Genomic DNA, 25331 nt, shown 5'->3' with positions numbered 1-25331 from the left:
GCCTTCGGCGTGTATGCGGGGGTGCGCGTCCTACGCCCGGGTCACCCCGACGGTCCAGGACCCGCCGGCCGTCCTCCCCCGTACGGTCACCCGCACCCCGTCGGTCTCCGAGGCGAGGGACTCCCCCACGCCCAGCGGCGCATCGGCCAGCGGCGGGTAGACGGACTCGCCCCAGCAGGCCTGGTGGCCCGGGTGCCCGTCGAGCACCTGCACCGGACCGCTGCCCGAGGCGGTGTCGCTGTGCACCCGGTAGACGAGGACGCCCTCGGTGCAGGCGCCGCTGTCGTTGCCGGAGGCGGAGCGCGCCTCCACGACGAGGGCCGTGGTGGTACCCGTACGGATGACGACCAGGCGGGTGCGGCCGTCGCCGCCCGGCTGCATCGGCGTCTCCAGCGGCTGGAGGGTGTAGAGGGCGCCGCTGGGGCCGCGGGCACAGGCGACCTGGGCCGGCGTGAGCCAGCCGAGTTTCCACTTGTGCCAGCCGAACGGGTCGGAGGCGAGCCCGAACTGGCTGCCCATGAGGTCCCAGTCGCCGACGTGGGTGTCCCAGTCGCCCTTGCCGTCGGTGGGCCGGTGGTAGAGGTCGGGCAGGTCCAGGACGTGCCCGGTCTCGTGGGCGAGGACGTTGCGGTCGGGCGGGTGGTGCTCGAAGACGGTGACGATGCGGCGCAGCTGCGTGCCGTCGGCCTGCAGCGGGCGGTCGAGGTTGACGACCTTGGTCGCATCGGAGTCGACGCCGGGGGCGTCGGGGTCGGCGACGAGGTAGACGAGGTCGTAGCGGCTGAAGTCCACGCCGGGGTCGGCCGCGGCGACGGCGTCGCGCAGGTAGTCGGAGCGCCGGTCGCCGTCCCAGTCGCGCTGTATCCGGTACGAGGTGGCGGACCGGGGCATCCTGACCCACCGCTTCACCGGGTGGGCGCGCAGGGAGAACCTTCCGTAGGAGGCCCGTTCGAAGAAGCGGCTGGTGGCGGGGAAGTGGTCGGCCGCGAGCTTCTCCGGGGTCACCGCGGGCCTGGAGTCAGGGAAGGACAGGAAGATCATGACGGCGTCGAGCCGCCCGACGGGCCGTGGGTAGGCAGGGTTCCAGCTGTCGAGCCCTTCGGAGTGGTGGGCCTGGCTGCGCGGGAGCGCGCAGGGCCCGCCGGGCCCCACGGCCTGGGCGGGGACGGCGACGAGGGTGGTCGCCGCGATGGCGCACAGGACGGTGAGGACGGCCCCGACGCGGCGCAGCGGCCGCGGCCGGTCCACTCCCATGGGTGTCTGCGGACGCACCACGTCGACCTCCCGGGACGGATTCGGGACACCTCATCCACCCTCGGTGGATTTATGGTGTTATGCCCTATTCCGCTGCTCCGGTCGAGTGACTAGGCCGACTTCTGGGTACATCACACTCAGTCACTGATGGTCAATCGAGATGGTGTGGCACAACAGCCTCAGGCACGAGCGCGCACGGTCGTGCAGAAGTGGACACCCCGGGGGCCGCGGCCCGGCCTCTCGCGGAAGGACCGCTGGAACGGTCCTCTCGCGGGCTCTATGATCGCCACATTTCCAGCACGGATACCCCGGACGGACGGCCTCCCGCCGCCCGTTCGGACACGCGTACGAGATCCATGAGACCCATACGAAACCAGTGCGGAACGAATGCCTTGCGGGAGCGAGCGGTGAGCGGAACCCTCGATGGCCAGGGCGGCGTGCCCTGCCCAACGCCTACAGTCGTCACGCAACGTAATGAATCCAGTGATTTTCGTGCCGCGTTCAATGCCGCGCAGCTCGCCATGGCCGTGGTCGGCCGCGACGGCCTGGTGCGTACCGCCAACCATGCGCTCGGGGCGCTGCTGGGCACCGATCCGGCCCGGCTCGCCGACGCCCCGGCCGCCGAGTTCACCGGCCTGCGTGAGGACTCGCGCACCTGGAGCGCGTACCGCGAAGTGCTGCTCGGGCGCCGCGACCGGCTGCACTGCACCCGGCGGCTGAAGCACACCGGTGGCCAGGGGGTCTGGGCCGAGGTGATCGTCACCCCGCTCCCCGACAGCTGCGACACCCTGCTGTCCGTCGCCGACATCAGCGACCGGCGCGACCTGCGCGCCCGGTTGCGGCACCTGCGGATGCACGACCCCGTCACCCGGCTGCCCAACCGCAGCCTGTTCTTCGAGCGGCTGACCGCCGCGCTGGCCACGGCCTCCGCCGCCCGGGGCGGAACGGGCCGGATCGGGGTCTGCTATCTGGACCTCGACGGCTTCAAGGCCATCAACGACACCCTCGGCCACCGGGCCGGGGACCGGCTGCTGGGCGCGGTGGCCCGGCGGCTGAGCGAGTGCGCGGCGCCCGGCGGGCACCTCGTGGCCCGGCTCGGGGGCGATGAGTTCGCGCTGCTGGTGGAGGAGTCCGAGGGCACCGAACATCTCGTCGAGCTCGCCGCCTGCATCCAGGACGGGCTCCAGCGGCCGTTCGAGGTGGCCGGGCAGCAGCTGTCGGTCTCGGCGAGCATCGGCGTCGTGGAGCGCCCCGCGGCCGGCACCCACGCCACCGAGCTGATGCAGGCCGCGGACACCACGCTCTACTGGGCGAAGGCCGACGGCAAGGCCCGCTGGACGCTCTTCGACCCCGAGCGCAACGCCCACCGGATGACCCGCCAGGCCCTGTCCAGCACGCTGCGGCCCGCGGTCGAGCGCGGCGAATTCGTCCTGCAATACCAGCCGTTGGTGGGGCTGGGCGACGGGGTCGTCCGGGGCGTGGAGGCGCTGGTCCGCTGGCGCCACCCGCAGTTCGGGATGCTCGCGCCGAATCGGTTCATCGGCCTCGCCGAGGAGACCGGCGCAATCGTCCCCCTGGGCCGCTGGGTGCTCGCGACCGCCTGCCGCCAGGCACGGCGCTGGCAGCTCGCACACCCCGCGGAGCCGATCGTCGTCAGCGTCAACGTCGCGGTGCGGCAGGTGTGGGACTCCGACCTGGTCTCCGACGTGGCCGCGATCCTCGCCGAGACGGGGCTGCCGCCCCGGCTGCTGCAACTGGAGCTCACCGAATCGGCCGTGATGGGCTCGGCCGGCCGGCCGCTGCAGCAGCTGCGCCAGCTCAGCGACATGGGCGTGGCCATCGCCATCGACGACTTCGGCACGGGCTACTCCAACCTCGCCTACCTCAGCCGGCTGCCGGTCTCCACGCTCAAACTCGACGGCTCCTTCGTCCGCGGCTTCCGCTCCGGGGAGCCGCCGAACCCCGCCGACGAGACGATCGTCGAAGCCCTCGTGCAGCTCGCGCACCGGCTGGGGATCACGGTGACGGCGGAGTGCGTGGAGAGCGCGGAGCAGGCGGAACGGCTGGGGCGCATCGGCTGCGACACGGGACAGGGCTGGTTCTACTCCCGCCCCGTGCCGGCGGACTCGATCTCATCTCTGCTGACGACGGGGGTGCGCCCGTAGCACCCCCGCCCCGGGGCGGAGCCCCGCTCACATGCCGTACGCGTCCGCAATCAACTCGTAGCTGCGCAGCCGCGCCTCCGCACCGTGCGCGTTCGTGGTGATCATCAGTTCGTCGACGCCGGTCGTCTTCGCCAGGTGGTTCAGGCCCTCCTTGACCACCTCGGGCGTGCCGTGCACCACATTGGCGATCCGGCTGTCGACGAACTCCCGCTCCGCCGGGCTGAAGTCGTACGACGCCGCCTCCTCGGGCGTCGGTACGAGCCCCGGCCGCCCCGTGCGCACCCGCAGCATCGACAGCGCCCCGGTGAGCACCTGCCGGCGGGCCTCGCCCGCGTCCTCCGCCGCGAACGCCTGCACGCCGATCTTGGCGTACGGGCGGTCGAGGACCGAGGACGGCCGGAAGCACTCGCGGTAGAGCTCCAGCGCGGCGAGCGTGTTGCCGGAGGAGAAGTGGTGCGCGAAGGAGAAGGGCAGGCCGAGCGCGCCCGCGAGCCGCGCGCTGAAGCCGGAGGAGCCGAGCAGCCAGATCGAGGGGCGGTCGGCGCGCTGCACCCCGCCGGGGACACGGCCCTGGACCGGGCCGGGCACGGCGTGGATCCCGGCGTAGCGGTGGCCGTCGGGGAAGTCGTCGTCGAGGAAGCGGATGAGCTCGGCCAGCTGCTGCGGGAACTCTTCCGCGCCCTCGCTCAGCCGGTCGGTGCGGCGCAGCGCGGCGGCGGTGGCACCGTCCGTGCCCGGGGCGCGCCCGAGGCCGAGGTCCACGCGCCCGGGGGCGAAGGCCTCCAGGGTGCCGAACTGCTCGGCTATCACCAACGGCGCGTGGTTGGGCAGCATCACCCCGCCGGAGCCGAGGCGGATGCGCTCGGTGTGGGCGGCGAGGTGGGCGAGGACGACGGCCGGGGCGGAGCTCGCGATGGCCGGCATCGAGTGGTGCTCGGCGACCCAGAAGCGGTGGTAGCCGCGGCGCTCGGCCAGGCGGGCCATGTCGACGGTGGTGGCGAGGGCCTGCCGGGCGGTCCGTCCTGCGCCGACGGTCGCCAGGTCCAGTACGGACAGGGGAACGGGGGCGCTGCCCGGGGCCTGCCCCCGGATGAAGTCGTCCTGCGCGTCGGGCACGGTGGTCCGCCTTCCTGTTCCTGATCGTCTGCATCGTCATCGTCTGCATCGTCCGCGGCGCGCTGTGCGGCACGCGCCGGGAGCCGGTCCGCTGCGACCGGCCGAAAGGGGCAGCCGGAGTTCGTCTCCGGTTATTCCCCCGCGCCTGTCGCAGGCGCGCACCGTCCGGCATGGCAGCGGCATATGCCGACCCGCCAACACCCCCTGCTCGCGATACGTTTCGCCGTTATCGTGGTCGGCGGGACACTCGCCGGAAGCCCGTAGGGGGAGACCGTGGCGCTCAAGCCCGACCCGACCGCACCGTTCCACTCGGTGCAGTACGCCCTGCGGGTGCTCGAGGCCGTCGCCCGGCACTCCGGCGGGGTGACCACGGCCCAGATCGCACGCGAGACCGGGCTGCCCGCCGCCCATCTCGCCCACCTCCTGCCGATGCTCCGCCGCGAGGACTACGTACAGCGCACCGGCGACGGCGGGTACGTCACGGGTGACGCACTCGTCCTGCTCAGCTCCGGCGGCGACCGCAGCGCCGCCCTGAGCCACAAACTGCAGCAGTCGCTGACCGAGCTGCGCGATTCGCTCGGCGCGGCCGTGTACCTGAGCCGCTACATCGACGGCGAGGTCAGGATCACGCAGGTCGCGGACGCTCCGCATACGCCGCGGGTCAACGAGTGGGTCGACTTCCGCTCCGCCGCCCACGCCAGCGCCGTCGGCAAGTGCCTGCTCACCCAGCTCGACCACGACGACCGCCGCGACCACCTCTCGCGCCACCGGGCCGCCCGGCTCACCTCCCGGACGATCACCAGCGAGAAGGTGCTCCTCAGCACCCTGGAGCGGCAGCCCGCGACCGTCCCCGTCCTCGATCTCCAGGAGTACGCCGTCGGCACGGTCTGCGCGGCCGTCCCGGTCACCGCGGGCAGCGCCGTCGGCTGCCTCGCCCTCTCGCTTCCGCTGGCCCACGCCCACCGGCTGCGGCAGGCCGCGGAGACGCTGAACCGGAGGGCCGCACCCCTGATGCTGTCGATGGCTCTGTGAGGACGGGGAGGGCCGGGAGGGCCGGAGAGGAGAGCCGGAGGGAAAGGCGGTCGAGAGCACCCCTGCGGACCAGGTATATTTATCTCGTCAGCAGGCGCCGCTAGCTCAGTTGGTTAGAGCAGCTGACTCTTAATCAGCGGGTCCGGGGTTCGAGTCCCTGGCGGCGCACAGACAGCCGAAGGCCCTCACCGTCAGGTGGGGGCCTTCGGCGTATCCGCACGCTGCGGCCGGCGATGACTTATGTCATCGGCGACCCGTGATCGGCGAATCTGCCCGGCGGCGCGCCGGAACGGCAGAGTTATGGGCATGGACACGATGACGCTCGCCCCCGCCGCCGCCACTCCGGTCACCGCCCCGGTTGCTGCCCCGGTCACCGCCCCGGCCACCGCAGCCGCCACCGCCGCGATCAAGCCGCTGCCGGTCTGGTTCTTCGCCTTCGAGGGCCTGATGTCCGCCGGCTACGACCTCTTCCAGGCCGACCACCGGACCCTGTGGGCGCTGGGTGCCCTGGGCATCGTCAACCTCGTCGTGTCCCTGACCGTCCTGCGCTCGCGGCTGCAGCTGGCCAAGCGGATGTGGCGCGGCAAGAGCACCCGCAAGGTGGCCATCGGCCTGCTCGGCCTGCGGCTCGGCGCCCACCTCCTCCTCACCCTCGCCGGGTTCGCGGTGATCCCGGCCGCCGGTCACCTGCTCTTCGCCGTCGTGATGTCCGCCACCACCGTGAGCCTGCTCTGGTACGCCCAGCGCGTCTCGCTGCGCGCGCTCGCGCGAGAGGGCCTCTGATCAGGCCCCGTAGCATGGGGGCCGTCCGTCTTCGGCGCGCGTGAGGAGAGGAGAGCCGTGACCAGTACGTCCAAGGGTCACCGGTCGGCGGCCGCGGCCGCGCTCCTGCTCCTCCTCGCGGTGATCTTCGGCCCGCTCCCGGGCGGCGCACAGCCGTCCGCCACGCAGGTCGTACGCGGCGCAGAGGCCGTACGCCACGCGGACCCGTCGCGCGCGAACGCCGCACAGGCCGTACGGGCCGACGCCCCGGACACCGGCTCCAGCTGCCGGCAGCAGGACGTGCCGCTGAAGGACGCCGAGACCGCCGTCGCCTCCGGGCACGCCGACCCCGTCACCGCACCGGGCACCGCCCGCGCCCCGCTCCCCCAGGCCACCGCGCCCCGGGCGACCGCGCCGCGCGCACCGCCCGCCCCCGCCGCCGGCTGCGCCGAGCTGCTCCCCGTTCTGCGGATCTAGACCCGACCACCACGGCCCCCACGCCGGGCCGTGTTCCGGTGTACCCAGATTCCGCACGCTCCAGGGAGCTTTCTCCTTTATGTCCCCTCAGTCCTCCGGTAAGTCCCCCAAGCCTGCAAAGCCTTCCCAGGCAAAGGCCAAGGCCAAGGCCCAGGCCCAGGGCAAGGCCAAGACCAAGGCCCGTACCGCCTCCCTTCCCCGCCGTCTCGCCGCCCTCGGCGCCGTCCTCGCCCTCGTCGTCGCGGTCGTCGCGGTGGGCATGGCGATCGGCAAGAGCGGGAGCGGCTCCGGCAAGCGCGGGCCCTCCGCGTCCGGCACGTCCTCCGCCGACCCGATGCAGCCGATGTACGAGCAGGCCGAGCGGGCCACCAGCCGCCGCCAGGACGGCGACCCCCTCGCCCTCGGCCGGAAGGACGCCCCGGTCGTGCTCGTGGAGTACGCCGACTACCAGTGCTCGTACTGCGGCAAGTTCACCCGTGACAGCCAGCCCGAGCTGGTCAGGAAGTACGTGGACGAGGGCGTGCTGCGCATCGAGTTCCGTAACTTCCCGATCTTCGGCAAGGACTCCGAGCGCGCCGCCCGCGCTTCCTGGGCGGCCGGTCAGCAGGGGAAGTTCTGGCAGTTCCACGACGAGGTCTACGCCAAGCTCCGCAAGGGTGACGCGCTCGCCGAGGACAAGCTCGCCGACATGGCCGGCAAGGCCGGCGTGAGCGATATCGACCGCTTCCGCTCCGATCTGAACGGGTCGGCTTCCGAGGAGGCCGTCAAGAAGGACCAGAAGCAGGGGTACGACCTCGGTGTGACCTCCACCCCGTCCTTCCTCGTCGGCGGGCGTCCCATCGCCGGCGCCCAGCCGATGGCCGCCTTCGACGAGGCCATCGCGCAGGCGCGGGCAGCCGCCGCCGCGAAGAAGAACGGCAAGTAAGGGGCCGGCGTGACCGACATCGGCTACCTCGCCGCGTTCCTCGGCGGCGCCCTCGCCCTGGTCAGCCCGTGCAGCGCGCTGCTGCTGCCCGCGTTCTTCGCGTACTCCCTCGCGAGCCCGGGCCGGCTGCTGGCCCGCACCGGAGTCTTCTATCTGGGCCTCGCGACCACGCTCGTCCCGCTCGGCGTGGCCTCCACCGCCGCGAGCCGGCTGTTCAACGGCCACCGCGAGGTGCTGGTGACCGCCGGCGGCTGGATCGTGATCGCCCTGGGCGCCGCCCAGATCCTGGGCCTGGGCTTCGCCTCGAAGAAGGCCCAGGCCGCGGCCGGACGGATCACGCCGCGCTCGGCCGCGTCGACGTTCCTGCTGGGCTGCGTGTACGGGCTGGCCGGGTTCTGCGCCGGGCCGATCCTCGGGGCGGTGCTGACCGTGACGGCCGTGCACGGCAATCCCGTCTACGGCGGCTCCATGCTCGCCGTCTACGCCCTCGGCATGGCACTGCCGCTGTTCCTGCTGGCGGTCTTCTGGGACCGCTTCCGGCTCGGCAGCCGACGCTGGCTGCGGGGCCGGGAACTGCGTCTCGGACGGCTGCGGCTGCACACCACCTCGCTGGTCTCGGGCCTGTTCTTCATCGGCATCGGGGTGCTCTTCCTCGCCTACGACGGCACGACGGGCCTGCCCGGGCTCCTGGACGCCGACCAGGAGTTCCGCCTGGAGGAGCTCGCCTCGCGGCTGGGCAACGCGGTGCCGGACTATGCGCTGCTGGCAGGGATCGCGCTGGTGGTCGCAGGGGTGCTCGGGCGGATCGCGCTGCGCACGGAGAAATCGCGGGGCTCCGCAGACGCCGACGGCGAGTGAGCCGGGGGCGCCTCCCCGGGGTGGGGGCCGGGGAGGCGCCGGGAGGCTCCGTCCGTCCGTGCGGCCGCCGGTGGGGCCGTCAGAACTGGACGTCGGAGCAGGCGTAGAACGCGTTGCCCGTGTCCGCGATGGTCCACACGGCGAGGACGAGCTGCTTGCCGGTCCGGCCTGCGGGGAGCGTGCCCTGGTGGGAGACGGTGGCGTCGGGCACCCGGCCGCCGTAGGGAACGGTCAGGAAGGGCTGGAGTTCGAGGTCGGCTCGGGTGAGCGGCCGGCTCGGGTCGTAGGTGGGTTTGGTGAGGTAGTAGCGGAAGTCGGTGGTGGCGTGGCGGGCCGTGAGCCGCCACCGGAAGGCGTAGCTCTGGCCCGAGGTGACCTTGGTGGCCGGCCACTGGCCGCTGCGCGGGGCGTCGAGCTCCGCGAAGCGGCTGTTGCCGCCGGAACAGATGGTGCCGTCGGCGGGCCCGCGGGCCGGGAAGCCCTTGGAGCCCTCGACGCTCTGCGGCTCCCACTGGATCTCGCCGCAGTCCTTGACGGTGCCGTTGGCGCAGTACACCTGGCGACTGGCGGGGGAGTCGGTGTAGCCGTGGCCGCTCGCGCTGCCGGTGGCGAACAGGGACACGCCGGCGATACCCAGGCCGATGATCGCCGCACTGATCTTTTTGCGCATGCTTCGCTCCTCGGAGAGAACGTGGGGGGTTCTGTGAGCCGAGTGAAATGCGGTCTAGACCAAGGCGGAGGCTAGTACCGGCCGTTTGGCATGTCTAGGCCAACGGTCGCAAGAATCCGGTCACACTGCCGACGGGAAGCCTTCACCTGTTCGCCGTTGGGACCGTCGTTGCCCTGCACCCATGCCCGTGCGGCGGCCGCGTCCCGCCCTCCGGTCATTTGCCGTTCAAGCAGGCGGTCTTGACGGAGTTCGTCAGGTGTCTCGAGGTACCAGACCTCGGCCAGGTACCGGCGGGCGTCACGCCAGCCCGGCTCGTCGCAGGCCAGGTAGTTGCCCTCGGTCACCACCAGCCGGGCGGACGGCGGGACCAGGTGCCGGGCGGCCACCGGCTCGTGCAGCGTGCGGTCGTAGTCCGGCACGTAGACGTCCCGGCCGCGCTCCTGCGTCACCCGGCGCAGCAGGTCGGCGTAGCCCCAGACGTCGAAGCTCGGCGCGGAGCCCTTGCGGTCGGTCAGGCCGAGGCGCTCAAGCTGCGCGTTGGAGAGGTGGAAGCCGTCCAGCGGCAGGTAGGCGGCGGAGCCGGCGCCGTGCTGCCGCCGCACCTCCGCGACCAGGGCCCGGGCGAGCGTCGACTTCCCCGCGCCGGGCGGGCCGGCGAGGCCGAGAAGGGTCCGGCCGTCCGCGGCCGCGAGGGCCCACGCGTCGGCCGCCCATGCGGTGATCGTCATGCGGGCACGCTAACGCCGCGCGTCGCCGGCGTACGGGGCAGGGCGGGCGAGGCAGGGCGTACGGGGCAGGGCGTACGGGGCAGGGCTACGGGGCTCCGGCGCCCGGGCGGCGATCCGCCGGAGGGCTCACCGCACCCGCCCGTAGAGGTTCGGCCGGTAGCGCGAGAAGGAGGAGATCCGCACCTTGCCGCCCGGCCGCGGCGCCTCGATGTAGCGCTCACCGCCCAGGTAGAGCGCCACGTGGTGGACTCCGGAGGCCCGGCCGTTGCGGGACCAGAAGACCAGGTCGCCGCGGTGCAGCGCGCGGCGGCCGACCCGCTTCACGGCCCGGTACTGGTCGGAGGCGATGCGCGGCAGCCGCACACCCGCACGGCGGTAGGCCTGCTGGACGAGCCCGGAGCAGTCCCAGCGGCGGGGGCCTTCGCCGCCCATGGCGAAGGGGTCACCCAGATGGGCCAGGGCATAGCGGATGGCCGGTTCCAGACGGTCGTCGGCGGGCCGGGCCGCCGGGAACACCGCCCGGGGGCCGCCGCGGGCCGCCACCGGACCGGGGGCCGCGGCCGCGGGGCCCGTGCCGGGCCCGGCCAGCACCGCCGCCCACACTGCCGCCACGACCGCGCCGCGTATTCGCACCACGCCCGTCGCCTTCCTTCGCTCCTGCGCCCTGCCGGTACTCGGGCACAGCTTCTCAGCGGCCCCGGAGAACCGCACGTCGGAGCGGCCGGCCGGGTGGTCGGGAGCACCCTCCGGGATCAGGTAGAGTTTTCTCTGTCAGCAGGCGCCGCTAGCTCAGTTGGTTAGAGCAGCTGACTCTTAATCAGCGGGTCCGGGGTTCGAGTCCCTGGCGGCGCACGCGAGTCTCAAGGCTCCTCACCACCGGTGAGGGGCCTTGAGTCATTTTCCGGTCAATGGCATGACCCATCGCGGCAGGTCGCACCACTTTGCCCGGTAAACACCTTGTTTCACCCTTGCGATCATGCCCGGGCGTCCGAGATCCTGAACGGACAGCGATGACCCAACATCACTGAGTGACTCTTGAGTTGAGTTGGGCTGCGCCGGGGGGGCCGGTGCTCTTGGGGTCCGTGCGGCCGTGGGGGGCCGGATGAGACCCGCGATCTGACACACGCAGTCAGCATGCGTGCGGGGGGCAATGACACATGACGTCCACTCCTGCCGGCGCCCGGCGGCAGCTCCACGACCCGACGGCGGCGGCCGGGCTCCGCACATCCGTCAGCACATCCGCCGGCACACCTGTCAGTACATCCGCCGGCACATCCGCCGGCCAGGGAACGATTCCCCAGCAACCCGGCCATGACCGGGCGCTCCCCGCACGTCCGCCGAGAGCCCGGCCCCGCTTCGACTACGAGCACTACAGCCGGCTGGCCGGCCCGCTCACCCAGCCCGACCCGGACCGCCCGTACCGGGTGCGCTACCGCAGCCTGCTCGCCGAGGAGACGCACCGCGTCCTCGGCGCGGCCCTCCTCGGCGTCGCGCCCGTCGTATCGCTGGGCCTGCTGATGTGGCTGATGCAGCCGGCGCACTGGACCGAGCGCGAGCACGCCACGCCCCTGATGCGGGCGCTGGATGCGGTGATGCTGGTCTCCATCGGCCTCATCGAGCTCTTCCGCACGATGAACGTCGCCTCCAACGCCCATGCCACGCTCGTCGCCCGCGACCCCGTCCCGGTCGTGCCCGAGACCGGCACCAAGGTCGCCTTCCTCACCTCGTTCGTGCCCGGCAAGGAGCCGCTCGAGATGGTCACCCGGACCCTGGAGGCGGCGGTCCGGCTGCGCCACCGCGGCCCGCTCGACGTCTGGCTGCTCGACGAGGGCGACGACCCCGCCGTCAAGGCCGTCTGCCGGCGGCTCGGCGTGCGCCACTTCTCCCGTAAGGGCATCGAGAAGTGGAATCAGCCGAAGGGCTCCTTCCGCGCGAAGACCAAGCACGGGAACTACAACTCCTGGCTCGACGCCCACGGCGACGCCTATGACTTCTTCGCCTCGGTCGACACCGATCACGTCCCGCTGCCCAACTTCCTGGAACGCATGCTCGGGTACTTCCGCGACCCCGATATCGCGTTTGTCGTTGGTCCTCAGGTCTACGGGAACTACGATGCGGCCGTGACCAAGGCCGCAGAAAGCCAGCAGTTCCTTTTCCACGCCCTGATCCAACGCGCCGGCAACCGCTATGGCGCGCCCATGTTCGTCGGCACCAACAATGCCGTCCGCATCAGTGCCCTGAAGGGAATCGGCGGCCTCTACGACTCGATCACCGAGGACATGGCCACCGGCTTCGAACTGCACCGCCACCGCAATCCCGCGACCGGCCGGAAGTGGCGCTCGGTCTACACCCCGGACGTCCTCGCGGTCGGCGAGGGCCCGGGCGCCTGGACGGATTTCTTCACCCAGCAGCTGCGCTGGTCCCGCGGCACCTACGAGACCATCATCAAGCAGTACTGGAAAGGCCTCTGGAGTCTCTCCCCCGGGAAATTCCTCAATTACACCCTGATGGTCATCTATTATCCGATGACCGCACTCAACTGGATGCTCGGCGCCCTCAGCTGCGCCCTCTTCCTCGGGCTCGGCGCCTCCGGAATCCAGATCAATTCCGAGGTCTGGATGATGCTCTACAGCGATGCGGCCGCGCTGCAGATCGGGCTCTACATCTGGAACCGCCGGCACAATGTCTCGCCGCATGAGCCCGAGGGTTCGGGCGGGCTGGCCGGCATGGTGATGTCCGCGCTTTCCGCCCCGATCTACGCCCGCTCGCTCACGGATGCCGTGCTGCGCCGCAAGAGCCGTTTCGTGGTCACGCCCAAGGGGGATTCGGCGAGCCCCGACACCCTGTTCGGGACGTTCCGCATCCATCTGTTCTTCCTGCTGGTCTTCGGCGGCTCGCTGGCGGCTTCCTTCTGGCTCGGCCACACGCACGTCGCCATGCGCACCTGGGCGTCGCTGGCCCTCGCGATCACCGTCGCCCCGATCGTCGCGTGGTGGTGGACCGCGCACCATGCCAAGAGAGCCGTGGAGGCCTCCCGATGAACTTCCGGCACTACCGTGTCAGCCGCCGCACCCGCCGCTTCGCGGTCGGGTCGGCGGTGGTGCTCGCCCTGGCGGGCATGAACGGGCCGGCCATCTGGGGCTACGCCTCCCACCAGTACCACGACTACAAGATCAACCAGCCGGAGTACAAGGCGAAGAACGGCCACTGGACCGTGGTCGACGTCCCCGAGCGGTATCGCATCAACACGATCCATGCGGCGCTGCTGCACACCGGGAAGGTGCTCCTCGTCGCCGGCTCGGGCAACAACGCCGCCAATTTCCGGGCGAAGTCCTTCCGCACGGTCCTGTGGGATCCGGTGAACAACACCTACAAGGACATCCCGACCCCGAAGGACCTCTTCTGCGCCGGTCACACCCAATTGCCCGACGGCCGCCTCCTGGTGGCCGGCGGCACCCAGCGCTACGAGAAGCTGGACGGCGACGTCGACAAGGCCGGCGGCCTGATGGTCGTCCACAACGAGGACCCGGACAAGCCGATGACGCTGCCCGCGGGCACCCGCTTCACCGGCCGCAAGAACGGCAAGACCTTCGAGGCGAAGGACGCCGTGCTCGTCCCCCGCGCCAAGAAGGAGCAGGACAAGCAGACCCGTAAGGTCACCGTCACGGTCTCCACCGCCCGCGTCTACGTGGAGGCGCTGCAGAAGGGCCATCGGTACGAGACGGGCCTCACCGACAATTACCGGGTCGAGGGCCTCGCCGGCAAGGACGCCCAGAACGTCTACGGGATCGCCAATAAACTCTCCTTCGACAAGAAGGACTTCCAGGGCATCAAGGACACCCTGGAGTTCGACCCCGAGGCCGAGCGCTACATCACGGTCGACCCGATGAACGAGGCCCGCTGGTATCCGACGCTGACCACCCTCCAGGACGGCCGGGTCCTCTCCGTCTCCGGCCTCGACGAGATCGGCCAGGTCGTCCCCGGCAAGAACGAGATCTACGACCCCAAGACCAAGAAGTGGGCCTACCTGCCCAAGGAGCGCTTCTTCCCGACGTATCCCGCCCTCTTCCTCACCGACAAGGGCCGCATCTTCTACACCGGTTCGAATGCGGGATACGGCCCGGCGGACAAGGGCCGGGTGCCGGGGCTGTGGGATCTGACGAACAACGAATTCACCGAAGTCCCCGGCATGAGCGACCCGGACACCCTGGAGACCTCGATGTCCGTGCTGCTGCCCCCCGCCCAGGACCAGCGGTACATGGTGCTCGGCGGCGGCGGGGTCGGCGAGGACAAGAAGTCCACGGCCAAGACCCGCATCGTCGACCTGCACGACCCCAGCCCGCGCTTCCGCGACGGCCCCGAGCTCTACGCCAAGGCCCGCTATCCCAGCAGCGTCATCCTGCCGGACGACACGGTGCTGACCACCAACGGCTCGGGCGACTACCGCGGCCGCAGCGACTCCAACATCCTCAAGGCCGAGATCTACGACCCGGCGGCCGGCAAGGGGCGCGCCGTCGCCGATCCCCTGGTGGGCCGCAACTACCACTCGGGCGCGCTGCTGCTGCCCGACGGCCGCGTGATGACCTTCGGCTCCGACTCGCTCTTCGGCGACAAGGCCAACACTCAGCCGGGCGTCTTCCAGCAGCAGATCGACCTCTACACCCCGCCGTACCTCTACCGGAAGGGCCGCCCGGAGCTGAAGGACACCGAGCCGAGGACGGTGGAGCTGGGCGGCACGGCCACGTACCGCACGGACCGCCCGCGCGACATCGCCAAGGTGCGGCTGATCAGACCGGGGTCGTTCACGCACGTCACCAATGTGGAACAGCGCTCGATCGCGCTGGAGTTCACCAAGGCGGCGGACGGGATCACGGTCACCCTGCCGAAGGACCCCTCGCTGGTGCCCCCCGGGTGGTACATGCTCCATGCCGTCGACGGCCGGGGGACGCCCTCGCCGGCGGTCTGGGTGAAGGTGCCCCCGGCGAAGTCGTGAAGGCCGTAGCCGTGGGAGTCGTAGAGCCCGTGGGAGTCGTGGCGGACCGGCGCGGGTTCAGCGGGCGTTGCGCGCCAGGTCCAGCGCGTAGGTCTCCCACCACTTGCCCGCGTCCGGGCCGCCCTTGCACGTGCCGTCGGACTCGCCGGGCCGCTTGACCCACAGGTACGCATCGACCCTGGAGTCGCCGGTGCGCGTGGTGGGAGGCTCGCCCAGCGCGCGGCCGCGGGGGTTGCACCAGGCCTTCTCATGGTCGGCGGCGCGCAGCGGGCCGTTGCCGTTGCGGCTGGTGTCGATGACGAAGTGCTTGCCGCTCAGCAGCTGGGACAGCCGGTAGCCGTAGTCCTTGTTGGCCTTGGTGGTCTGGAAGTTGGAGACGTTCAGCGCGAAGCCGTCGGCGCGGTCGATGCCGGCGCGGCGCAGCGGCTCCTCCATCCGGTCGGGCGGAGTGACCCAGCTGGGGTTGCCCGCGTCGAGGTAGACCTTGGTGTGCGGGAGCGACTTGAGCCGGCCGACGGCCTCCTTGAGCAGCGCGAAGCGCTCCTCGTGGTGCTGCTCGGGGGTGCAGCCGTCGGAGATGTGGGGCAGGGCGTCGGGCTCCAGGATCACGGTGGCGGCGCGGTCGCCGATGCCCCGGGCGGCGCCGTCCAGCCAGCCCCGGTAGGCGTCGCCGTCGGAGGCGCCGCCCTGGGAGTACTGACCGCAGTCGCGGTGGGGGATGTTGTAGAGCACGAGGACGGCGGTCCGGTCGGCCTTGGCGGCGGCTTCGGTGAAGCCCCGGGCCTGCCCCTCGGGGTCGTCCGGCCCGATCCACTCGGCGACGGGCTGGGCCGCGATCTTGCCGAGGAGCTCGGCCTGGCCGCTCCGGCCGCCCTTGCGGAGCTCGGCCGCCCGCTTGGCCGCGGTGGACTCCGGGTTGACCCAGAACGGGTCCTGCGCCTTGGGCTGCTGGGCGGGTGCCTGCGGAAGCTGGGCTTCCTCGGGGGGTTCGGCAGAGGACGAGGAGCAGCCGGAGAGCAGCAGCAGCGCCCCCACGGCGGCCCCGGCGGTGGTCAGCGCCGCGCGGGCGCGGCCGGTGAGACTGCCGTACATCGATTCCCCCTCGGGTGCATTCCTGCAGGGGTGTCCCCACGCCCCCACGGGACATGACCGGTCCCTGCAATGCTGGCACACGCCACCGCGGGACGGTGAGTGATCCGCCGATGACAGGTGGTCGATTCGCCCGGTTGGAGCACCCATACGCTCAACTCCGTCCGGTTCCGGTCAGATAGGCGGAGACGACGACGTTCGCGCTGTACGAGCGGCGGTCGCGGTCGTAGTCGCCGCCGCAGGTGATCAGGCGCAGCTCGGCGCGCTTGGCGTCGCGCGGGCCGTAGGCCTTGGCGGCGTCGAAGCGGTCCTTGGTGAAGACGGAGACGTCCTCGACGGTGAATTCGGCGGTGGTGCCGTCCGCGCGGCGGACCGTGAGGGTCTCGCCGGGCCGGAGGCTGCCGAGGTCGTAGAAGACGGCGGGCGCGTTGTCGGTGTCGACGTGGCCGACGAGGACGGCGGCGCCGGGCGAGCCGGGCGGCGGCCCGCTGCGGTACCAGCCGACGGTGCCGGCCCGCGCGTACGGGGGCGGGTCGACGGCGCCGAGCCGGTCCAGTCCCCGCTCCTCGACCGGGGCGTTCACGTCCAGGGCCTTGATGGCCAGGGCGCGGGGCCGGACCGGGGGCAGGGGCACGTGGGCCGGGGGCAGCGGTTCGGCGAGCGGCCGGCCGGCCGCGGCGACGTCCCCGGCCGTGGGGGTGGCGGACGACCCGGGCCCGTCGGTGATCTCACGCCCCCACAGCCACAGGGCGAGCAGCACGACGGCCCACACCGCCCCGGTCAGGAGGCGGCCGTGGCCGCCGGCACGCGATTCGGACATGGGCTGCGGTCGCCTTCCCTCACTGCTGCCCGGACGACTCGGTGCGGCGGCGGTGCCAGATCAGACCCGAGGCGATCAGTGCGGTGATGCCCGCCAGGACGAGGCCGGGCGTGCCCGGGGCGTTCTCCGCCGCGGTGCCGCCCCCGCCCGCGGGGACGGGCGCGACGGGCGCCTGCTGTTCCGGCGGCTTCTGCTGCTCCTGCGGGTGGACGGACGGACGCTCGGGCACGGCGCGCTGCGGGGAGGGCTGCGGCACCTGGGCCTGAGGGGGCAGCGCCACCTGGTCGTGGCCCCGCGAGGGGGGCAGGGGCTTGCCGTGGGGGACGACCGTCAGCTTGCCCTCGGCCACCGCGTCGTAGCCGTCGCAGTTGACCCTGACGGGGTAGACGCCGGGGTCCACGGCCCCGCGGACCGTGGCCTCGGCGAAGAGCCCCGCCGAGTCCTTGGCGAGCTTGGCGTCGGTCACGAAGGCCTCGGAGGCGGCGGTGGCCCTGTTCCCGCCGCAGCCGGCGACGCGCAGCTGCACCTGGCCCCCGGGGTGGCTGCTGACGGGGGTGAGTTCGATCGTTCCGGACATGGTGGCGGGCTCGTCGTTGGCGTGCGCGGCGGGCGCGCAGACCGCGACGGCCGCGAGAGCACCGCACAGGGCAAGGCGGACTGAGTCCATGGTGAACCTCCTGATGTTCAGAGATTCACCCGCTCTTCCCGGCGGGCGCATCCGCTCCGTGGGCGAGTTGCTCCGTTCGGTGCCGGACGGGGCCCGTTCGGTTCAGGGTTCCCGCGCCGGGGCGGCGGCCCGGGGCCTCAGACGAGGTCGGTCAGGTCGGCGATGGAGTCGACGACGTGGGAGGGCCGGAAGGGGTGGCGGTCGACCTCCTCGGGCCGGGTCAGCCCGGTCAGCACGAGGTACGTGCGCATCCCCGCCTCCAGGCCGGCCAGGATGTCGGTGTCCATCCGGTCGCCGATCATGGCGCTGCCCTCGGAGTGCGCGCCGATGGCGTTGAGCCCGGCCCGCATCATCAGGGGGTTGGGCTTGCCGACGAAGTACGGCTCGCGGCCGGTCGCCTTGGTGATCAGCGCGGCGACGGAGCCGGTGGCGGGCAGGGCGCCCTCGGCGGAGGGGCCGGTCTCGTCGGGGTTGGTGGCGATGAAGCGCGCACCGGCGTTGATCAGCCGGATGGCCTTGGTGAGCGCCTCGAAGGAGTACGTCCGGGTCTCGCCCAGGACGACGTAGTCGGGCTCGGCGTCGGTGAGGACGTAGCCGATGTCGTGCAGGGCGGTGGTCAGGCCCGCCTCGCCGATGACATAGGCGGTGCCGCCCGGCCGCTGGTCGTCCAGGAACTGGGCGGTGGCCAGCGCGGACGTCCAGATGTTCTCGACCGGCACGTCCAGCCCGATGCGGGCGAGGCGGGCGTGCAGGTCACGGGGGGTGTAGATGGAATTGTTGGTCAGGACGAGGAAGGGCTTGCCGGACTCTCTGAGCTTCTTGACGAAGGCGTCGGCCCCGGGGATCGGGATGCCCTCGTGGACCAGCACGCCGTCCATGTCGGTCAGCCAGGACTCGATCGGCTTGCGCTCTGCCATGCGGTACTCCTGCCGTACGCGCCCGCTCGCGGGCGTGGGGGACACAGGGTGGGGGACACAGGGTCGCACCTCTTCGTGCCACCGCCTGCCCCTCCAGCCTAATCAGCTCCCGTCAGCTCCCGTCAGCTCCCGGTGGCCTGCTTCCACGCCGCGACGTAGGAGGCGAGGTTCTTGTCGATGTCCTGCCAGTCCGGGCGGACGATCTCGACGCCCTTCATGATCTCCGCGAGGGCCTTGGCATTGGGGTCGTCGGCCCGTACGGCGCTGCGGGCCGGGAAGCCGCCGCCGACGGAGGAGACCTGCTGCTGGACGTCGTCGCTCAGCAGGAAGTCGAGGAACTTCCTGGCGTTGTCCGCGTGCGGGGCGTTCCTGACCAGCCCGGCGGCGTAGGGCATGGCGACGGTGGTGGGCTTTCCGGCCGGGCCCGCGGGGAAGAAGATGCCCAGGCGGGGCATGGATTTCATGGTGGCGTAGTTCATCTGGACGTCGCCGTTGGCGACGAGCAGCTCGCCCTTGTCGGTCTTGGGCGCGAGCTGCCCGGTGGAGGAGGACGGGCCGACGTTGTTCTCCTGGAGCCTCTTGAAGTAGGCCATGGCCGCGTCCTTGCCGCCGAAGTCGTGCAGGGCCTTGACCAGGACGGCCGTGCCGTCGCCCGCGACGCCGGGCGTGGAGTACTGCAGCTTGCCCTTGTAGCGGGGGTCGAGGAGGTCGTCCCAGGTCCTGGGCGCGGTCTTGACCTTGTCGGTGTTACGGAGGAAGCAGAGGTAGTTGTTGACCACTGCGGTCCACTTCCCGGCGGGGTCCTTGTCGCCCGCGGCGACCCCCTCCGAGCCCTGCGGCCGGTAGGTGCCGAGCAGGCCCTTGCCGTCGGCCTGCTGGATGAACGGGGGCAGGGTGACGACGACGTCCGCCTTGGTGTTGGCCTTCTCCCGGGCGAGGCGCTGCACCATCTCGCCGGAGCCGCCCTCGACGTACTTCACCTTGATGCCGGTGCGCTTCGTGAACTGCGCGAAGACCTTGTCGTAGAAGCCGGATCCGTCCTCGGACTTGAGGCCGTCGGCGCTGTAGACGGTGAGTTCGGCGGCGTCGGCGTCCGCTCCGGCGGAGCCGCCGCACGCGGTGAGCGGGGCGAGGAGGGCGAGGGCGGCTGCGGGGGCGGCGACGCATGCGAGGGGGCTGCGCAGGCTGCGGGAGCCGCGGGGACTACGGAAGCTGCGGGGGCTGCGGGGGCTGGGCATGGGGAAGCTCCTGTCAGAAGGGGCGGCCGGTTCAGGAGGGCTGCCGGTAGGACGCTTTGCTGCGGATGCGGGAGACGGCCAGCAGGACGGCGAGCGTCGTCGCCATGAGGACGACGGCGAGGGCGGCGCCCGTGAAGAGCGCGCCGCGGTCGGTGGCGGCGTGGATCCGGACGGGCAGGGGCAGCCAGTCGGGCGGGTAGAGCATCATCGTGGCGCTCAACTCGCCCATGGACAGGGCGAAGCACAGCCCTGCCGCCGCGGTGAGGGAGGGCAGCAGGAGCGGCAGCTTCACCTGCCACAGGACGCGGGCGGGGCTCGCCCCCAGGCTCGCGGCGCTCTGCTCGTAGGCCGGGTCGAGGCGGGCCAGGGCGGCGGTCACCGACTGGTGGGCGAAGGCCGTCACCAGGACGGTGTGGGCGATGACGACGATCTCCCGGGTGCCGTTGAGCAGGAGCGGGGGCTCGGAGAAGGCGACCAGGAAGGCCAGCCCGACGACGACCGACGGCACGGCGACGGGCAGTACGAACAGGGCGTTCACCGCTCTGCGCACCCTCCGCGGCAGGGCCTGCGCGGCCAGCGCCGCCCAGGTGCCGGTCAGCAGGGCGAGCCCGCTCGCGGCGGCCGCCGTCAGGAGGCTGACGAGCAGGGCGTCCGCGGAGTCGCCGCGCGCGAGGTCCGCGTAGTGCGCGGTCGTCGCCCCGTTGGGCAGGGCGCCGCTCCAGCCGGTGGCGAAGGACGCGGCCGCGATCACCAGCAGAGGGAGCGCGAAGAGGGGCAGGAAGAGGACGAGGAAGAGGGCCCTGAGCGCCCAGCGGGCGCCGCGGCCGTGGACGAGGCTATACGGGGCGGGCACGGTGGGCTCCTGTCCGGGTGAGGAGCATGCGGTAGAGGCCGTACAGGGCGGCCGACAGGGCGACGTTGACGACCGCGACGACGCAGGCGCCCGTGTAGTCGCCGTCCAGGATCGCCTTGCCGTAGACGAGCGTCGGCAGGGTCGTCACGCCCTTCGCGCCGGTGAACAGCACGATCCCGAACTCGTTCAGGCACAGCACCAGGACGAGCCCGCCGCCCGCGGCCAGGGCGGGCAGCGCCTCGGGCAGGACGACCTGCCGCACGATGCGGCCGGGCCGCGCGCCGAGCGAGGCCGCCGCCTCCAGCTGCGCGGTCTCCGTCTGCGCGAACGCGGCCAGCAGGGGGCGCATCACGAAGGGCGTGAAGTAGGTGACCTCCGCCAGCAGGACGCCCCACGGGGTGTGCAGGAAGTCGAACGGCCCGGAGGACGCTCCGGTGACGTCCGTCCAGAGACCGTTGGCCATCCCCACGGTCCCGTAGACGAAGAGCAGGGCGAGCGTGATGAGGAAGGAAGGGAACGCGAGGAAGACGTCGATGAACCGGCTCAGCGCCCTGCTGCCGGGGAACGGCACGAACGCGACGACGAACGCCAGCACGAACCCCAGGACGAGGGTCCCGGCGGTGGCCCCGGCGGCGATCCCGATGGTGTTCAGGAGCGCGTCCCGGAAGGACGCCTCGCCGAAGACGTCGCTGTACGCGCGCGTGGAGAGCGCGCCTCCGCCGGCGCCGTCCGGCGAGAGGGAATCGCGCACGACGAGGGCGAGGGGGTAGAGGAAGAGCAGGGCGAGGAGGAGGACAGGCGGCAGGATCATCCCCGCCCGCATCATCCCTGTACGCCCCGCGCGGGCGCGCAGCGTCACGGTGTTCCTCCGGGCGGCAGCACCACGGCGTCCGCGGCCGCGAAGTGCACGGACACCTTCTCCCCCAGGGCGGGCGGGGAGCTCAGCTCCCGTACCTCCGCGGTGAGTTCCGCGCCCGAGGGCGGCAGGCTCACCGTGACCCGGTGGGAGGCGCCCCGCCACTGCAGGCCCGTGACGGCACCGTGCAGGACGTTCATGTCCGGCACGTCCGGTGATGGAGGGCCGGAGGGCCCGGGGGGCTCGCCCAGGCCGATCAGGTGCGGGCGGATGCACAGCGTCGCCTCCCCCTCTCCGCCTCCGGAGCCCCGTACGCGGATCCGTACGCCGCCGTCCAGCTCGACCGCGTCCTCCCCGCACCAGCGCGCCGCGAGCAGGTTCGCACTGCCGACGAACGACGCCGTGAACGCGCTCCCCGGCGCCCGGTACAGGCTCTGCGGCGTGCCGCAGTCGCGCAGCCGGGCGCGGTCCATGACCGCGATGCGGTCGGCGAGGGTGAGGGCCTCGGACTGGTCGTGAGTGACGTAGAGCATGGAGAGCCCGGGCAGTTCCCGGTGCAGGCGGGCGAGTTCGGTGAGCATCCCCGCGCGCAGCCGGGCGTCCAGTGCGGACAGCGGTTCGTCGAGGAGCAGCACCCCGGGCCGTACGGCGAGCGCCCGCGCGATGGCGACGCGCTGCTGCTGGCCTCCGGAGAGCTCGCGCGGATACCGCTCGGCGAAGCCGTCCATGCCGGTCATCTCCAGGGCCTCGGCGACGCGCCCGGCGATCTCGCCGCGCGGTACCTTCCGTGCCTTGAGCCCGAAGGCGACGTTGGCCTCGACCCTCATGTGGGGGAAGAGCGCGTACTGCTGCACGACCATGCCGATGCCGCGCCGGTGCGGCGGCAGGGCCGTGACGTCCTGCCCGCCGATCAGCACCCGGCCCGTGCGGGGGCGGACGAAGCCTGCGACGGCCCGCAGGGCGGTGGTCTTCCCCGAGCCGGAGGGGCCGAGGAGCGCCATGACCTCGCCGGGCTCGACGGTGAGGTCGAAGTCGTCGAGGACGACGGTGGCGTCGTAGGCGACGGTGACGCCGTCGAACCGGATGCCGCCGTTGCGGATGCCGCCGTTCATGGCCCGGACGTTCGCGGCTCGGACGTTCATGACTCGTACTCGGCGATCGCGTCCGGGAGTTCCGCCACGGACGGCAGCACGCGGTGCGCCCCCGCCGCCCGCAGGGCCGCCTCGTCGTGCGCCCCGGTGCGGACGCCGGCCACCAGGCCGGCTCCGGCGCGGCGCCCGCTCAGCATGTCGTACGAGGTGTCGCCGGCGACGGCGACGTCCGTGACGGCGTCCGCGCCGCGGGTCCGCAGGAGGGCGGCGAGCACCATGTCGGGGTACGGGCGCCCGCGGCCGCCCGCGTCGGCCGGGCAGAGGGTGAGGTCGGCGAGGTCCTGCCAGCCGAGGGCGGCGGTGATGGCGTCCTGGGTGACGCGGGCGAAGCCGGTCGTGAGGACGACGGTCCGCCCCTCGGCGCGGAGTCGCTCGACGGCCCGGCGGGCGCCGGGGACGGGCGCGCAGCGGCCCGCGTCCACCAGCCGCCCGTAGGCCGCCTCGAACTCCGCGTTGGCGGCCTGAGCCCGCTCCTCGTCCCCGAAGAGGTGACGGAAGACGGAGATCTTGGACTCGCCCATGGTGGCGCGGACGTAGGCGAGCTGCTCCGCGTGCCGCGCGCTGCCGGACGCCACGCCGAGCGCTTGCGCGGCCTCGGCGAAGGCCTGCTCCACGAGGCCGTCGTCGGCGACGGTCGTGCCGGCCATGTCGAGGACGACGAGGCTGATGCGCCGGGTCGTGGAAGTCACCGCGCTCACCAGCCCAGCTCGTTCGCCGTGGCCTCGGCGATGGCCGGCGAGCAGGTCATCCCGCGCCCTCCGGGGCCGGTCACCAGCCAGACGCCGTCACGGACGCGCTCACGGTGCACCACGCGCGCGGTGTCGGTGCACTGCGCGTACACCCCGGCCCAGCGGCGCCGGACGGGCGGCAGGGGGCGGCCGAGGAGCGACTCGGCGACGCGCGCGAGGTGCTCGTACGGCTCCTCCTGTACGTCGAAGGCGAACGGGGCCTCGTACTCGTGGGTGTCACCAATGGTCAGCCCGCCGTCTGCGCGCTGGACCATGAGCAGCTGCATCCGGTGCTCGGCGGCGACCGGCGGCTGGGGGCGGGCTGCGGCCAGGGCGTCGAGGGCGGCGCCCCCGTAGGCCGGGTAGTAGCGGAAGCTGTCGGCGTCGGCGACGGAGGTGGGCAGGGTCTCGCCGAGGGGTGCGGTCTGCATCATCTGCAGGCGGACGCGGCGCACGGGCAGGGCGGGTGCCAGCTCGCGGACCAGGCCGCCCAGCCAGGCGCCGGTGCACAGCACGACCGCGTCGCCGGTGTGCACCTCGCCGTGGTCGTCGCGGACGGCCCGTTCGCCGACGACCTCGCGGATCTCCCGCCCGCCGAGGAAGGTGTACCGGCCGGAGGCCGACAGGGCTTCGCGGAGGGCGCGCTGGGCGGTGCGCGGCTCGACGGCGGCGTCGCGCTCGCACCACAGGGCGCCGAGGATGCCCTCGCCGCGCAGGGCGGGGTTGAGCGCGCGGGCCTCGGCGGGGCCGAGGAGGGTGAAGCCGCGGGCGGCGGCGTCGGGGCGGGCGGCCGCGGCGCGGGCGACGGCCAGTTCGGCCTCGTCCGTGACGACCGTCAGCGAACCGTTGGGGCGGAAGCCGAGGCCGGGGACGTGCTCGGCGATCCCCTCCCACAGCTCGCGGGCGCGCAGGGCCGTCTCCAGCTCCTCGCCCCCGGCCCGGCCGCCGACCCAGACCAGGCCGAAGTTACGGACGGAGGCCCCGCGGGCCTCGGTCTCCCGCTCGATGTGGACCACTTCGTGGCCGCGCTGCACTGCGTGCCAGGCGTGCAGGGTTCCCACCACGCCGGCTCCGACGACTATGACTCGCATGCCGGGAACGGTCCTCGGGGCCGGTGACCCGCTGCGGTCCGGGCGGCGACGCGGGGGTGAACGCGCCGTCAAACTTGGCCTAGACCCGTTACTGTTTCGTTATGCGAGTGGGGTGCGGGAGCCGGCGCCCCGCCGGTTGTTCAGCTCCCCTGCCCGCCCCCGCGGAGATGTGTCGTGAACGAGAACCGGTCCCCCCGGTACAGCGACCGCACCCGCTCCAGCGGTCTGCCCTCCGTGTCGCGGGACAGGCGGTGGATGAGCAGCATCGGCAGCGCCGGGGGCGTGCCGATCAGGAGTGCCTCGCGCGGGGTCGCCAGGACCGTCTCCAGGCGCTCGTCCGCATCGCCGAAGCCGATGCCGAGGCGCTCGCGCAGATAGCCGTAGAAGGAGGAGTCCGGGGCGAAGTCCGTATCCAGCCGCGGCACCCGGGCGACCGCCACGTACGTGCTCTCCAGGCCGACCCGCTCGTCGTCCGCGAGCAGCACCCGCTCCATGTGCCACACCGGCTCCCCCTCCGCGACGCCCACGTCGGGCGCGAGCGCGGCCGGGCACGGGAAGCGGTCGAGGCCGATCAGGGAGCGTCCCGGCCTGCGCCCCTGGCGCCGTACGCCCTCCGTGTAGCTGGCGAGGGCCAGCGGCTGTTCGAGCTTGGGGCCCGCGACGACGGTGCCGCGCCCCGAGCGGCGCAGCCGGCCCTCCAGGAGGAGTTCACGCAGCGCCTGCCGTACGGTCTCGCGCGAGACCTCGAAGCGCAGGGCGAGGTCGCGTTCCGTGGGCAGCGCGCCGCCTTCGCCGAGGGTGTCCAGCAGGGCGGCCACCTGCGTCTTGACCGCGTAGTACTTGGGGATCCGGCCGTGCTCGGGGATGCCGTCCCGGACGGGGGCGCCGGGCAGGGGCCGGGGAGGTTCGTCGTCCGTGTGCTTCACGGCGCGCATCCTCGC

At 72.4% G+C, this 25331-nt stretch carries 24 protein-coding genes and 2 tRNA genes; 10 read left to right on the top strand and 16 right to left on the bottom strand.

The window, feature by feature from the left end:
* Nucleotides 1-30 precede the first annotated feature (30 nt).
* A complete protein-coding gene (locus IE241_RS06210) occupies nt 31-1254 on the bottom strand; it encodes a M6 family metalloprotease domain-containing protein (protein WP_190021055.1) in 1224 nt (407 codons plus the stop codon).
* A 356-nt stretch (nt 1255-1610) separates the two neighbouring features.
* Between IE241_RS06210 and IE241_RS06205 the strand changes: the two genes are divergently transcribed.
* Nucleotides 1611-3419 carry a putative bifunctional diguanylate cyclase/phosphodiesterase gene (locus IE241_RS06205; RefSeq protein ID WP_190020617.1) on the top strand — a complete coding sequence of 603 codons (1809 nt, stop codon included), beginning with the start codon at nt 1611-1613 and terminating at the stop codon, nt 3417-3419.
* A gap of 27 nt (nt 3420-3446) precedes the next feature.
* Here IE241_RS06205 and IE241_RS06200 read toward each other — a convergent pair whose 3' ends face one another.
* Nucleotides 3447-4535, bottom strand: a complete 1089-nt coding sequence (locus IE241_RS06200) for an LLM class flavin-dependent oxidoreductase (protein ID WP_190020616.1) — start codon at nt 4533-4535, stop codon at nt 3447-3449.
* Nucleotides 4536-4808: 273 nt separating this feature from the next.
* On the opposite strand from IE241_RS06200, the gene IE241_RS06195 reads away from it, so the two are divergent.
* From IE241_RS06195 to IE241_RS06170, 6 genes are all read left to right on the top strand, one after another.
* The gene (locus IE241_RS06195; protein WP_190020615.1) at nt 4809-5567 is read left to right on the top strand and encodes an IclR family transcriptional regulator; all 759 of its coding nucleotides are present in this window, start codon (nt 4809-4811) and stop codon (nt 5565-5567) included.
* A gap of 94 nt (nt 5568-5661) precedes the next feature.
* A tRNA-Lys gene (locus IE241_RS06190) sits at nt 5662-5735 on the top strand.
* A 138-nt stretch (nt 5736-5873) separates the two neighbouring features.
* Nucleotides 5874-6350, top strand: coding sequence for a hypothetical protein (locus IE241_RS06185; RefSeq protein ID WP_229898853.1), 477 nt, complete (start codon nt 5874-5876; stop codon nt 6348-6350).
* Nucleotides 6351-6407: 57 nt separating this feature from the next.
* Nucleotides 6408-6806 carry a hypothetical protein gene (locus IE241_RS06180; protein WP_190020614.1) on the top strand — a complete coding sequence of 133 codons (399 nt, stop codon included), beginning with the start codon at nt 6408-6410 and terminating at the stop codon, nt 6804-6806.
* Nucleotides 6807-6885: 79 nt separating this feature from the next.
* Complete coding sequence (locus IE241_RS06175) at nt 6886-7731, top strand: DsbA family protein (protein WP_190020613.1); 846 nt, start codon at nt 6886-6888, stop codon at nt 7729-7731.
* Between the two features lie 9 nt (nt 7732-7740).
* Nucleotides 7741-8589, top strand: a complete 849-nt coding sequence (locus IE241_RS06170) for a cytochrome c biogenesis CcdA family protein (protein WP_190020612.1) — start codon at nt 7741-7743, stop codon at nt 8587-8589.
* Between the two features lie 79 nt (nt 8590-8668).
* On the opposite strand, the gene IE241_RS06165 is transcribed toward IE241_RS06170, so the two are convergent.
* From IE241_RS06165 to IE241_RS06155, 3 genes are all read right to left on the bottom strand, one after another.
* A complete protein-coding gene (locus IE241_RS06165) occupies nt 8669-9259 on the bottom strand; it encodes a lytic polysaccharide monooxygenase auxiliary activity family 9 protein (RefSeq protein WP_190020611.1) in 591 nt (196 codons plus the stop codon).
* A gap of 71 nt (nt 9260-9330) precedes the next feature.
* Entirely contained in the window at nt 9331-9987 is a 657-nt protein-coding gene (locus IE241_RS06160) for a nucleoside/nucleotide kinase family protein (RefSeq protein ID WP_190020610.1), read from the bottom strand.
* A 126-nt stretch (nt 9988-10113) separates the two neighbouring features.
* Complete coding sequence (locus IE241_RS06155; RefSeq protein WP_190020609.1) at nt 10114-10623, bottom strand: C40 family peptidase; 510 nt, start codon at nt 10621-10623, stop codon at nt 10114-10116.
* 142 nt (nt 10624-10765) lie between these two features.
* On the opposite strand from IE241_RS06155, the gene IE241_RS06150 reads away from it, so the two are divergent.
* The 3 genes from IE241_RS06150 to glxA all read left to right on the top strand — a co-directional run bounded on the left by IE241_RS06150 (nt 10766) and on the right by glxA (nt 14980).
* A tRNA-Lys gene (locus IE241_RS06150) sits at nt 10766-10839 on the top strand.
* A gap of 305 nt (nt 10840-11144) precedes the next feature.
* A complete protein-coding gene (locus IE241_RS06145) occupies nt 11145-13028 on the top strand; it encodes a glycosyltransferase family 2 protein (RefSeq protein ID WP_190020608.1) in 1884 nt (627 codons plus the stop codon).
* The gene (gene glxA, locus IE241_RS06140) at nt 13025-14980 is read left to right on the top strand and encodes a radical copper oxidase GlxA (protein WP_190020607.1); all 1956 of its coding nucleotides are present in this window, start codon (nt 13025-13027) and stop codon (nt 14978-14980) included. The genes IE241_RS06145 and glxA overlap by 4 nt, the downstream gene beginning before the upstream one ends.
* A gap of 57 nt (nt 14981-15037) precedes the next feature.
* Here glxA and IE241_RS06135 read toward each other — a convergent pair whose 3' ends face one another.
* From IE241_RS06135 to IE241_RS06085, 11 genes are all read right to left on the bottom strand, one after another.
* Nucleotides 15038-16072 carry a glycoside hydrolase family 6 protein gene (locus IE241_RS06135; RefSeq protein ID WP_190020606.1) on the bottom strand — a complete coding sequence of 345 codons (1035 nt, stop codon included), beginning with the start codon at nt 16070-16072 and terminating at the stop codon, nt 15038-15040.
* Between the two features lie 151 nt (nt 16073-16223).
* The gene (locus IE241_RS06130) at nt 16224-16889 is read right to left on the bottom strand and encodes a class F sortase (protein ID WP_190020605.1); all 666 of its coding nucleotides are present in this window, start codon (nt 16887-16889) and stop codon (nt 16224-16226) included.
* 19 nt (nt 16890-16908) lie between these two features.
* Nucleotides 16909-17556 (bottom strand): hypothetical protein, encoded by a 648-nt coding sequence (locus tag IE241_RS06125; protein WP_190020604.1) that lies wholly within the window; start codon nt 17554-17556, stop codon nt 16909-16911.
* A gap of 137 nt (nt 17557-17693) precedes the next feature.
* The gene (locus tag IE241_RS06120) at nt 17694-18473 is read right to left on the bottom strand and encodes an HAD-IIA family hydrolase (protein ID WP_190020603.1); all 780 of its coding nucleotides are present in this window, start codon (nt 18471-18473) and stop codon (nt 17694-17696) included.
* 122 nt (nt 18474-18595) lie between these two features.
* Nucleotides 18596-19711: a 2-aminoethylphosphonate ABC transporter substrate-binding protein gene (locus tag IE241_RS06115; protein WP_190020602.1), complete on the bottom strand. Its 1116-nt coding sequence runs from the start codon at nt 19709-19711 to the stop codon at nt 18596-18598.
* Nucleotides 19712-19742: 31 nt separating this feature from the next.
* Nucleotides 19743-20564: an ABC transporter permease gene (locus tag IE241_RS06110; RefSeq protein WP_190020601.1), complete on the bottom strand. Its 822-nt coding sequence runs from the start codon at nt 20562-20564 to the stop codon at nt 19743-19745.
* Nucleotides 20548-21390, bottom strand: coding sequence for a 2-aminoethylphosphonate ABC transporter permease subunit (locus IE241_RS06105; RefSeq protein WP_190021053.1), 843 nt, complete (start codon nt 21388-21390; stop codon nt 20548-20550). The genes IE241_RS06110 and IE241_RS06105 overlap by 17 nt, the downstream gene beginning before the upstream one ends.
* Nucleotides 21391-21419: 29 nt before the next feature.
* Entirely contained in the window at nt 21420-22562 is a 1143-nt protein-coding gene (locus tag IE241_RS06100; protein ID WP_229898851.1) for an ABC transporter ATP-binding protein, read from the bottom strand.
* On the bottom strand, nt 22559-23260 hold the full coding sequence (locus IE241_RS06095) for a phosphonatase-like hydrolase (RefSeq protein ID WP_268254354.1): 702 nt from the start codon (nt 23258-23260) through the stop codon (nt 22559-22561). The genes IE241_RS06100 and IE241_RS06095 overlap by 4 nt, the downstream gene beginning before the upstream one ends.
* Nucleotides 23261-23265: 5 nt before the next feature.
* Nucleotides 23266-24390 (bottom strand): TIGR03364 family FAD-dependent oxidoreductase, encoded by a 1125-nt coding sequence (locus tag IE241_RS06090; RefSeq protein WP_190020600.1) that lies wholly within the window; start codon nt 24388-24390, stop codon nt 23266-23268.
* Between the two features lie 140 nt (nt 24391-24530).
* Complete coding sequence (locus IE241_RS06085) at nt 24531-25316, bottom strand: GntR family transcriptional regulator (protein ID WP_229898849.1); 786 nt, start codon at nt 25314-25316, stop codon at nt 24531-24533.
* Between the last annotated feature and the right edge of the window lie 15 nt (nt 25317-25331).

Source organism: Streptomyces hiroshimensis, from assembly GCF_014650335.1.
GTDB lineage: Bacteria > Actinomycetota > Actinomycetes > Streptomycetales > Streptomycetaceae > Streptomyces > Streptomyces hiroshimensis.
Note: the sequence above shows the minus strand (reverse complement) of the source record. Positions and strands in the feature narration are given on the sequence as shown.

Excerpts from the sequence above, each read along its gene's own strand:
- IE241_RS06210 (WP_190021055.1), bottom strand. The coding sequence starts at position 1,254 with ATGGGAGTGGACCGGCCGCGGCCGCTGCGCCGCGTCGGGGCCGTCCTC.
- IE241_RS06205 (WP_190020617.1), top strand. The coding sequence starts at position 1,611 with ATGAGACCCATACGAAACCAGTGCGGAACGAATGCCTTGCGGGAGCGA.
- IE241_RS06185 (WP_229898853.1), top strand. The coding sequence starts at position 5,874 with ATGGACACGATGACGCTCGCCCCCGCCGCCGCCACTCCGGTCACCGCC.
- IE241_RS06175 (WP_190020613.1), top strand. The coding sequence starts at position 6,886 with ATGTCCCCTCAGTCCTCCGGTAAGTCCCCCAAGCCTGCAAAGCCTTCC.
- IE241_RS06165 (WP_190020611.1), bottom strand. The coding sequence starts at position 9,259 with ATGCGCAAAAAGATCAGTGCGGCGATCATCGGCCTGGGTATCGCCGGC.
- IE241_RS06160 (WP_190020610.1), bottom strand. The coding sequence starts at position 9,987 with ATGACGATCACCGCATGGGCGGCCGACGCGTGGGCCCTCGCGGCCGCG.
- IE241_RS06145 (WP_190020608.1), top strand. The coding sequence starts at position 11,145 with ATGACGTCCACTCCTGCCGGCGCCCGGCGGCAGCTCCACGACCCGACG.
- glxA (WP_190020607.1), top strand. The coding sequence starts at position 13,025 with ATGAACTTCCGGCACTACCGTGTCAGCCGCCGCACCCGCCGCTTCGCG.
- IE241_RS06135 (WP_190020606.1), bottom strand. The coding sequence starts at position 16,072 with ATGTACGGCAGTCTCACCGGCCGCGCCCGCGCGGCGCTGACCACCGCC.
- IE241_RS06130 (WP_190020605.1), bottom strand. The coding sequence starts at position 16,889 with ATGTCCGAATCGCGTGCCGGCGGCCACGGCCGCCTCCTGACCGGGGCG.
- IE241_RS06125 (WP_190020604.1), bottom strand. The coding sequence starts at position 17,556 with ATGGACTCAGTCCGCCTTGCCCTGTGCGGTGCTCTCGCGGCCGTCGCG.
- IE241_RS06120 (WP_190020603.1), bottom strand. The coding sequence starts at position 18,473 with ATGGCAGAGCGCAAGCCGATCGAGTCCTGGCTGACCGACATGGACGGC.
- IE241_RS06115 (WP_190020602.1), bottom strand. The coding sequence starts at position 19,711 with ATGCCCAGCCCCCGCAGCCCCCGCAGCTTCCGTAGTCCCCGCGGCTCC.
- IE241_RS06105 (WP_190021053.1), bottom strand. The coding sequence starts at position 21,390 with ATGATGCGGGCGGGGATGATCCTGCCGCCTGTCCTCCTCCTCGCCCTG.
- IE241_RS06100 (WP_229898851.1), bottom strand. The coding sequence starts at position 22,562 with ATGAACGTCCGAGCCGCGAACGTCCGGGCCATGAACGGCGGCATCCGC.
- IE241_RS06090 (WP_190020600.1), bottom strand. The coding sequence starts at position 24,390 with ATGCGAGTCATAGTCGTCGGAGCCGGCGTGGTGGGAACCCTGCACGCC.